The 9,111-nt window shown below is 52.5% G+C and carries 10 protein-coding genes and 1 pseudogene; 4 read left to right on the top strand and 7 right to left on the bottom strand.

Annotated elements, in window-relative coordinates; all coding sequences use genetic code 11:
* Positions 1 to 151 precede the first annotated feature (151 nt).
* The 5 genes from HFM78_RS00290 to HFM78_RS00270 all read right to left on the bottom strand — a co-directional run bounded on the left by HFM78_RS00290 (position 152) and on the right by HFM78_RS00270 (position 4,641).
* On the bottom strand, positions 152 to 1,735 hold the full coding sequence (locus tag HFM78_RS00290; protein WP_287127415.1) for a carboxylesterase/lipase family protein: 1,584 nt from the start codon (positions 1,733 to 1,735) through the stop codon (positions 152 to 154).
* A 10-nt stretch (positions 1,736 to 1,745) separates the two neighbouring features.
* Entirely contained in the window at positions 1,746 to 2,225 is a 480-nt protein-coding gene (locus HFM78_RS00285; RefSeq protein ID WP_287127414.1) for a hypothetical protein, read from the bottom strand.
* Between the two features lie 242 nt (positions 2,226 to 2,467).
* On the bottom strand, positions 2,468 to 3,343 hold the full coding sequence (locus HFM78_RS00280) for an FkbM family methyltransferase (RefSeq protein ID WP_287127413.1): 876 nt from the start codon (positions 3,341 to 3,343) through the stop codon (positions 2,468 to 2,470).
* Positions 3,344 to 3,376: 33 nt separating this feature from the next.
* On the bottom strand, positions 3,377 to 4,105 hold the full coding sequence (locus tag HFM78_RS00275) for a TIGR01548 family HAD-type hydrolase (RefSeq protein WP_287127412.1): 729 nt from the start codon (positions 4,103 to 4,105) through the stop codon (positions 3,377 to 3,379).
* The gene (locus HFM78_RS00270) at positions 4,102 to 4,641 is read right to left on the bottom strand and encodes a dCMP deaminase family protein (protein ID WP_287127411.1); all 540 of its coding nucleotides are present in this window, start codon (positions 4,639 to 4,641) and stop codon (positions 4,102 to 4,104) included. The genes HFM78_RS00275 and HFM78_RS00270 overlap by 4 nt, the downstream gene beginning before the upstream one ends.
* 87 nt (positions 4,642 to 4,728) lie before the next feature.
* Here HFM78_RS00270 and HFM78_RS00265 point away from each other — a divergent pair, with 87 nt between their 5' ends.
* The 4 genes from HFM78_RS00265 (at position 4,729) to HFM78_RS00250 (ending at position 8,495) form a co-directional block, all read left to right on the top strand.
* Positions 4,729 to 6,474 carry a succinate dehydrogenase/fumarate reductase flavoprotein subunit gene (locus tag HFM78_RS00265; protein WP_287127410.1) on the top strand — a complete coding sequence of 582 codons (1,746 nt, stop codon included), beginning with the start codon at positions 4,729 to 4,731 and terminating at the stop codon, positions 6,472 to 6,474.
* 93 nt (positions 6,475 to 6,567) lie between these two features.
* A complete protein-coding gene (locus HFM78_RS00260; RefSeq protein WP_287127409.1) occupies positions 6,568 to 7,059 on the top strand; it encodes a DUF4365 domain-containing protein in 492 nt (163 codons plus the stop codon).
* Positions 7,056 to 8,138: a hypothetical protein gene (locus HFM78_RS00255; RefSeq protein ID WP_287127408.1), complete on the top strand. Its 1,083-nt coding sequence runs from the start codon at positions 7,056 to 7,058 to the stop codon at positions 8,136 to 8,138. The genes HFM78_RS00260 and HFM78_RS00255 overlap by 4 nt, the downstream gene beginning before the upstream one ends.
* Positions 8,139 to 8,279: 141 nt before the next feature.
* The gene (locus HFM78_RS00250; protein ID WP_287127407.1) at positions 8,280 to 8,495 is read left to right on the top strand and encodes a hypothetical protein; all 216 of its coding nucleotides are present in this window, start codon (positions 8,280 to 8,282) and stop codon (positions 8,493 to 8,495) included.
* Between the two features lie 28 nt (positions 8,496 to 8,523).
* Here HFM78_RS00250 and HFM78_RS16030 read toward each other — a convergent pair whose 3' ends face one another.
* Together HFM78_RS16030 and HFM78_RS00245 are read right to left on the bottom strand one after the other, a co-directional pair.
* A complete protein-coding gene (locus tag HFM78_RS16030) occupies positions 8,524 to 8,589 on the bottom strand; it encodes a hypothetical protein (protein ID WP_396032868.1) in 66 nt (21 codons plus the stop codon).
* Positions 8,590 to 8,621: 32 nt separating this feature from the next.
* Positions 8,622 to 8,768, bottom strand: a pseudogene (locus HFM78_RS00245) (flagellar assembly protein H); the annotation flags it as partial.
* Positions 8,769 to 9,111: the final 343 nt, after the last annotated feature.

Below are 9,111 nucleotides of genomic sequence, written 5' to 3'. Positions count from 1 at the left end.
GCTTCCCACAATTGGCTAAATGAATTTATCTAGCGTATTAAATCTGAGAAGTGGTATTACTATGCTGCCTGCTCTCAGGTAGCATAAGGTCCCTGTCCACTAATTTGGGGCAAGGTCAGGGTCAGCGGCTAGGATTTATCACCCTCTGCTGTTACTTGAGCCCGAGCTGCGACCAGAACCGGCATTTGTGTTCCTCAGCAAAGCGAGTATTCTCCGCAATCCCGGTCGGGGTGAAGGTCTGGATGTTACTTCCGGCGTTGAAGGTCCGCCAGCGCGGTTCTCCTGGCCTGTTCGGGTCTCCGGTCTTGGCGAAAGTTACCCAGGCGAGGCTGAAAGCATCAGAGAGCTTGCGTTGCGCGGGGTTGAACTGGGCTGGGTCCGCAAGGCCGACCAGAGGTGTCTGGAAAGCATAGACCAGACTACTCGAATGAAAAGACCCCAGGCTGGACAGACCAGCGGGTATCTTGAGGCTCGTAACCGCCTGCGGGTCGTTGAACTCAAAGGCGTACACCGGCACATATTTGGCGAGGGCGGTGCCGACATTTAGGGCCGGACAACTGAACATCGCGTCAGTGAAGACGGTTGCGAAGGCGAGGGCGGGGGTGCCGTAGGTCTTATAGGGATACTGGGCGAGTACCTGTCGATTCTTGGCTAGGCCCACCAGCAGACTAGTCCCGCCCCAGTACTGTTGAGGCTGTAATGGCTTGCCAGCAGATGAGGCCAGGGAAACAAATAGCCGCCCCTCGTCGTGGTTTGTGCCCTGGAGGACAGGGACCCGGTGGAATTTACCGCTACTGAAGGCCGCCTGGAGGGGGAGGGGCAAGAGGGTGGTACCGTACACGGGAGACCAGACCAGATTCCCGAGGGGGCGCAGGCCGGGTACCGCCGTGCTGGTTACCTGCTGCGGGGTCACACGGCGCAGGCAGAGGGAGTCTGCTTTCCGACAGCCGAGTCGGGCGGCATAGGCAAGGTTACGACGCGAGGCATCGGTCAGACTGACATTATTGCCCGGACTCATGCAAAGCCCGCTCTGAATAATTACTTTGTCAAATAGTCCAGTCGCTTGGGGCGAGGCAAGTTGGGCACAGATACTCAGACCACCAGCGGACTCCCCGAAGACCGTGACATTCCCTGGGTCGCCCCCGAAGGCCGCGATGTTTTCACGCACCCACCGCAGGGCAGCTTGCTGGTCGAGTAGGCCGTAGTTACCTTCCCCGCTATTTAAGCCCGCTAGTGCCAGGAATCCAAGGGGACCGAGGCGGTAGTTGAGCGTGACGACAACGACGCCGTGCTTACGGGCAAGGACACTACCGTCGTAAAGACTACCCGCACCAGCGGTGAAGCCACCACCGTGAATCCAGACCATGACGGGCAACCGACCCGTGGTTTCAGTTGGCGTGTAGACGTTGAGGAACAGACAGTCTTCAGCACCTCGCACCTCACCCTTGGTCTCGCCCGGTACGGCAAAGAGGCCCAAGACGACTTGTGTGCATTGATTCCCGAACGCAGTCGCATCGCGGGGGACTGTCCAGGGAGTGACGGGTTGCGGGGCAGACCAACGCTGACTCCCGGTCGGGGGAGCAGCGTAGGGAATGCCGAAGAATGTTTGTAGGGTCGTCGTCTGAAGACCCGTTACCGGACCCTGATTAGTGTTGATGTTGATGGGCTGCTGGGCGTGAGCCGTCATAGCTGACAGTAGGGCCGCGACCAGCAACGGGCGGACAATTTGGATCATGGCGTTTTCCTCACAATCCGGCGTTATCCGAGGGTAACGGGAGCGGTTCTTCGGCTGGAACCAATGTACTTTCGATCGGCTCACCGGGACCCTTGATCTTGATTTTGAGTTCATCTTTACTGAGCTTCAAGATATCTACTGGGTAGGAAATACCCTCTTCGATGATGGTCAAGCTACCGTCTGCGTGCTTCCACTTCCCTAACGCGGGCTTGCTGTTGGGCGATGCGAGAACCAACGTGCCGTCTGACAAGAAGACATAGAGTAATCCCGGCGCGGTACTGGATGATTTACTCACTTGCCAGACTTTGTTGATGAAAGCAGGACGCGCCGTTTCATCCGCTGCGTGGGCAACTGGTACAAATTGCGCGGTACAGCTAGGGAGGAGCAAGCCCAGACAAATCCCCAGTGCAATCTTCCCAAGCCCATTGGACGGTTTCGGGACGACGTAGGTCCCCTGAGCCAAGCCTGTGCTACTCAACTGGTGATGCATTTACAAGTGCTCCCTAGAGTGATTTGGTCTGGCATACAAAAGCATAATAGCCTAATGATTGTGGAATATTCCTCGCCTCCCAGCTTACCGGATCTATTTAGAGGTAAATACACGCTATTATCGAATCGAAATTTCTGTGTACAGATGAATTGTTTCACGAATAAGCGAGACCTAATGATTAACTAATAGGTCAGTGCCATCAGCCACGCTATCCGAAAGGCATAGAGGAATTTTGGGAGCCCTTAGGTCAGTAATAAATCCACATGGTTGACCTGTTGCGCCGTTGTGTAATTGAGGATGGCTGGGATATCTTGACCGAGTGCGTGAACCTGACCGCCCCTTTCAATTGCGCCCATGGAGTAACCCAATCCGACCAGAAATTGCAGCATTGCGATGGGTTCCACGCGGCCGACTAGTTTTAAACCGGCTGGCGAGAACTCTAGAAATAAAATGGGGCGTTGTTCTTTGAGGATGCGGACCATCCCCCGCAAAGCCTGGAACTCGTGGCCCTCAATATCCATCTTCACCACATCCACTTTCACATCCGGCAAAAAACTATCCAGACTTACCGCTTTAATCTCCTGGAAGTAGGGATTAGGACCGTGGATATGGAGCGCGAGTTGGTCTTTGTTATCTGAGGTAAATCGAGATCCTGAGTTCCCAGCATTGCCCAAGTCCGAAATAACCAACGTTTGATTATGCTCACTGACGGCTAGGTTATGCGCTTGGACCTGAGTGTAACCATTGTAAGCTAGACTCGCCGTCAACAGTTGATAATTCTTACGGTCTGGCTCGAAGCTATAAACTTGACCCTGAGGACAACAACTCGCCGCCAGTAGACTGTAATAACCAATATTCGCGCCCACATCAATAACCCGAGCATCGGGGTGTAAATGGTCCACGAATACCGCCGTTACATGGTCCTCATAGCTCCCTTTTAATAACAACGGACGGCTAATAGATTTATCGTTGAGATTGAGCAAAATGGAGAAATCATAGCGTTCCACCCGGTGTAAAACATCACTCGTCTTCGCCACCGGTTTAAGTAGCGTATTAGGAAGTGCGCCAAGGAAGGCGACCCGGAGGTTGCGGAGTTTACGTTCCCAGGACTCAGACATCGGGTCAGCCGTCGGGTCAGAGCAAAGATAGCATCAAAATAGACCCCTCACGTCCGCCACCGTCAGTTCAGCTAGTCCACGGATAACCCGATGCGCTCCCCGTTCTAACAATTGTTCCTGGTACGCAGTTGAACGATTGTGGGGCGGCAAAACCCCCACGGCGCGATAAACCCGCGTTGGGTCGGCCTGTTGCGCGTGAACCACCGTCAGGATATCCGCTGCTGTATCCCCGCAATAGACCACCTGACTCGTCTCGGGATACTGAGCCACGAGTTTCAATAACCCACCGGGGTCCGGTTTCTCCGGGGCCTCGCCCATCGCCACTAACGGGGGCCGCTCCAACCCCAACCGTCCCAAAACGAACTCCGCCGAAGCCCGTGAAGCCCCGCTCACAAAACCCCAATTAATGCCCGCCCGGTCCCAGGGTTCAAAAAATTCTCGACCAATTAAAAGCGGCTCAGCCCGGATATACCCCCCAAAGTCCTCGCCCAGATAACGTTCCTGAAAAAACGCCACTAATTGCGGGTAGGAAAGAGGGACATTCGAGCGCGTCAACTCCTGCGCCTCAAAATGACGGTAAATCAACTCCCGCGCTGCTTCCCAGTCGTTATTCCAAATCCCCTCAGTTTTGAGTCGGTCAATCTGGTCCAAACTAGGCCGAAAACCCGCGTAATGTTCGACTGTGTCCGCCAACGCCCGCAAATAGGACCCCGCCACATCCCGGACCACCCCATCAATATCCAACGCCAGTAACGTCTTCATCCCGCATACCCCACTGGGTCCGGGGGTAATTTATAGGACGTGGGCGACTGAATCAAGTCCACCGCCCGCTGGGTCGCTGCCGGGGAGAGTTGTAAAGGCAAAATCGGGATTGCAAGCTCTTCGACAAAAGCTGCCCGTGCCCGGTCATAACTCAGCCCCACCTCATAAAAAACCTGCACCAACCCCGCCGCCAGAATCAACTTAGTACAGGAGAGACAGGGTTCCAAAGTCGTGTACATCGTCGCTCCCTCCACCGCAATCCCCTTACGGGCCGCCATCGCAATCGCATTCATCTCCGCATGGGCCGCCCGCGACGTAAAAGCCTGATCACTATCACAGCGCGGGACCCCGACATAACAGTGCCCCAACTCCGTGCAATGGGCAAAACCCGCCGGGGGACCGTTGTAGCCCGTGGCTAGCACTTGACGGTCCTTGACAATGACCGCGCCCACCGCCACCGCCCGACAGGTGGAGCGGGTCGCCGCGAGTTTAGCTAACGAAAGAAAATATTCATCCCAGGACGGACGGTGACTCATGACGGTGTAGGACAGACATTGTTAAGGGTAAGCTATTTTCCCTAGGCACAACTAGCGCAACTTAGGAGCGCGGGGCACAATGGGACCATGTTTGAACACGATGTAATTGTGGTGGGTGGCGGTCTCGCTGGGTCCCGTGCGGCCCTAGCCATCGCCCAAAATTATCCCGGTCTGGATGTCGCCCTCATCTCCAAGGTCCATCCCATCCGCTCCCATTCTGTTGCTGCCCAAGGCGGAATTGCGGCCTCGCTCCAGAACGTAGATTCCCAGGACGACTGGCTGACCCACGCCTTCGATACGGTCAAAGGCTCTGATTACCTCGCCGACCAAGACGCCGTGCAGGTCCTCACCCAGTCTGCCCCCCAAGTCATCATCGACCTAGAACACCTCGGCGTACTTTTTTCGCGGTTAGACGATGGACGAATTGCCCAACGCGCTTTCGGTGGACACACCCACCGCCGCACCTGTTACGCCGCCGACAAGACGGGCCACGCTATCCTTCACGAATTAGTAAACAACCTATTTCGCTACGGGACCAAGATTTATCTGGAATGGTACGTCCTGCAACTCATCTATGAAGAAGGGGAGGTCAAAGGCTTGGTCGTCCTCTGTCTGGAGACCGGGCAGATTGAAGTTTTACGCGCTAAAGCTATCCTTTTTGCCACCGGGGGCTACGGGCGGGTCTACAACACGACTTCTAATGATTTTGCCTCCACCGGGGATGGGCTGTGTTTGGCAGTGCAGGCGGGGTTGCCGTTACAAGATATGGAGTTTGTCCAGTTCCATCCCACCGGGCTTTATCCAGTCGGGGTCCTCATCTCCGAAGCGGTGCGCGGCGAGGGGGCCTATCTCCTCAACGACCAGGGTGAACGTTTCATGGCAAACTACCCGATTAGCCATAACAAGATGGAACTCTCGCCCCGAGATATCACCTCGCGCAATATCGCCCTAGAGATCCGGGCGGGACGTGGGATTGGTGGCGGTGAATTCGTGCATTTGGATGTGCGCCACCTGGGAGCAGAGAAGATTATCAGCAAAATTCCCTTTGCCCGTGAGGAGGGTATGAGGTTGTTGGGGATTGACTGTATTGACGCGCCCTTACCCGTGCGCCCGACGGTCCACTACTCCATGGGCGGGATTCCGACGACGGTGGATTGTCAGGTCCTGGACCAACAGAGCAACCCCGTACCCGGTTTCTTTGCCGCCGGGGAGTGCGCCTGTGTCTCCGTCCACGGGGCGAACCGTTTAGGCTCCAACTCGCTTTTGGAATGCGTGGTTTTCGGTAAACGGGCGGGTGAACAGATTGGGGCCTACGTCCAGGGCCGTGCTTTCCCGAAACTTGACCCGCGCCCCTACCAACAACAAGCGGAAGCGAGAATTGCCGCGCTGCTCAATCAGGATGGCTCTAGCCGCCTCTACCCGTTACGCACCGAGCTACAAAACTTGATGACCTACCACTGCGGGATTTACCGGGAAGAACAGATCCTCAGCGACGGTCTCGAAAAAGTCCAATTCCTAAAATCCCGCTACCAAAACGACCTACGCCTCGACGACCGGGGCCGCATCTTCAACATGGAACTCACCGCCGCCCTCGAACTCCAGAGCCTTTTCACGGTGGGTGAAGTAATTCTTGCCAGTGCCCGTGCCCGCCGCGAGAGCCGGGGTGCCCATTATCGCCAGGACTATGAAGACCGCAACGATAGCCAATACCTCCGCCACTCCCTCGGTTTCGTGGACTCCCACCAACAGGTCCAAACCAGTACCCGCCCGGTAAACCTGAGCCTAGAAGCCCTAGATCCCGCCCGCTTCACCCCCCAGGAACGGAAGTATTAATAAGGAAAGCATGGAAAAACAGTATTGTCATAAATGTGCACGTTGGGTATTAGGTGTAGCCGTCTTCTTTAGGTGGACTGATAAGGGTATTACATGGAATTGAACTTCCACAAAGAAGAATTTAGCCTTGCTTATGTTCATGCTGTCGTTGCGGTAGCAGGTTACGTGTTTCAGGCAGCACCTCGACAAGTGGATATGGATGGAGTAGACGTTCTCGTTAAAGAGACCTCTGGTCGTCGCTCTTCGCTTGATATACAAATTAAATGTACTGCTGACAATTCTATCCTAAATATAGATAAGCTCAGCTATCCAGTAAAAATATCTACTTATAAAAGACTTAGTGCTGACTGTATAACGCCTGTAATTCTAGTTGTTGTCCTAGTACCCAAAACTATTGATAAGTGGATACTATTTTCCGAGGAGGAACTATCTTTAAAGGGCTGTGGATATTGGCTTTCCTTAAGTGGATATCCTTCAAACTATAATAGAGAATCAGTTACTATCTCAATCCCTAGAAGTAATATTTTCAATGTTGACAACCTTTGCTCTATAATAGAGAAAGTCTCCAGAGGAGAGGGTTTATGAAAGTAAATCTTCATACTGCTGAAATAATTAAGGCTATTAGCCTAGATGGTTTTGCCCAGCATCTTGCTCAGTCTGGGTGGGAAAAACGTCGGCTCATCGGGAACAAAGCGTCGGTTTGGACTAAAAATCATGGCGATGATGAGAGTGAGGTTGTGCTGCCATTAAATCCAGAATCCTCTGATTACTTAATCAGGATGTGGGACACTTTAAATGTTCTTGAGAACGTAGATGGGTTGTCATCCGAAGAGATTATCATGAAACTTGCGTCGGCTAAATTCTTCGCTCGGTCAGGAATGCGTGAAGTAATATCACTCCGCTTGTTTGTAGATGAGTTAAACAAAACTGAGCTAGATTTACATATTCTTAGTAGTTCTTTACGCTACTTGCAAGCAACTCTTTATTCAATTGGGCAGGTGAAAATTGGCTTAAATAGTAAAGGTGGGCGTATTCCGCAAATGGTAATGGATAGTACTAGACTATCAGTTATCTCAACTTTCCCAGGTTCTTCTGGAATAAGGTTGGGCACGACTCAACAGATCATGCAGGGGGAACTTTTCGGCCCCCCCCTTTCTACACAGACCTTTAAAGAATTTGCAGAGTTAGTAAACGAGAGTCTGAGTGTTGAAGGCTTACGAGAAAAAGCAACATCTTTAAAAACCCGCTCAGCTTCTAACTACAAAAAATTCCTAAGTTCAGTAAGTTTAGCCGATACAGCAATAGAAGTTGATTGGGGTTCCCCTTTTGACGAAAGTGGTTTAAAGGTTATGCTGCCAGCAATGACCATCAAAAGTGCAATTCAGGTGTTGGACGAAATTGTTGAGGAGATGCCAGAACAAGTAACTACATCGGGAATTTTGATTGGAGGTAACAAAAGGAACAAAAGATTTGAGTTTAATAGTTTTGATGGAGAGGATTACACTGGGACTATCTCAGAAGAGATAATAAAGAATGGTAGAGTTATGACCTTAAGTAGCTCTTATACTGCGATAATAGAAGTCATTTGGGAAAATACTACCTCTACTGGTGAAAGTAACGCTAGGTATAAGCTACTCGATTTAATTCCTTTTGAATTCTCTTAAAATAAGATAGTACATATTTAACATGGCACTTTGCTTGGCTGAAGGCTCTTGCCGCTTGCTGCAAGCCTACACTCATAGTCAAAACCGCGTGGATGCGTGGCAACAGAGTATCCAAGAAGTCAAAATAACATGGAGGCTACCGTGAGCGATCAACCGACACCATACATTCCAGATGATGCTACTCGTGCCCGCCTCCGCGCTCAACTCCACCAGACTTCAATGGAATCAAAGGAACTCTCGGGTGAGCTCCAGGCTAATGAGGAAGATGCGCGGCGCAAGTATGAAGAGACCCCGCTAGCCCAATTCTATGCTCGTCATCGCCCACAACGAGGAGGGGAGAGTGCGGGTTTAGTCTAGATAGCTGACAAAAATATCAGAAGAATCGTTAATTTTGAGTAAGCCAGTGTTGCAGAGCCGCCCGGTCCACAAAGTCCAAAAGATCCTCACCCAATGTCTCTAGTTGCGCTAGTGAGAGTTGTTCTATCCCAACTGCTCGGTAAATTGAAGTTCCTCTGACCCAGTGAGTTGCAAGTAAGTGTCTACGAACCCCGAGATGAACTGCATCTGCGCCGGGTCTAGCTTGAGGGTTGCTAAGAGCCGTAGACATTCCAACTTCACACGGGGACGGTCCGGCAGGGTTAATCCATGAGGCGTTCCAGAAGTGTGATTTCAGCATTGTCGAGAACCATTACCAGCAACAGGTCTTGGCTAGTTTCGTCGGTCGTGCCCTCTACACCAGCCGCTACTTCCGCTATGCTTTCCTCGAAAATGCACGTCTTTTAGGGGAATACCTGCCAGCGGTGATAGCGAGTGGGGACGAGGGGCATCCCTGGTTCGGCAGTCTGCGCTACGGACTTGCCCCCCGATCCAGCGTGGCGTCGAGACTGCCAAGGCCCTCACCTTAATTCTGGGGCTCACCAACAACACCCGCCCCGCCCAGTACATCCCCTGTCACTAACGGGTCAAACCCGAC

This window comes from Candidatus Cyanaurora vandensis (assembly GCF_013285555.1).
In the GTDB taxonomy this organism is placed as follows: domain Bacteria; phylum Cyanobacteriota; class Cyanobacteriia; order Gloeobacterales; family Anthocerotibacteraceae; genus Cyanaurora; species Cyanaurora vandensis.
The sequence above is the reverse complement of the archived record's forward strand: the minus strand, read 5'-3'. Positions and strand labels throughout refer to the sequence as shown.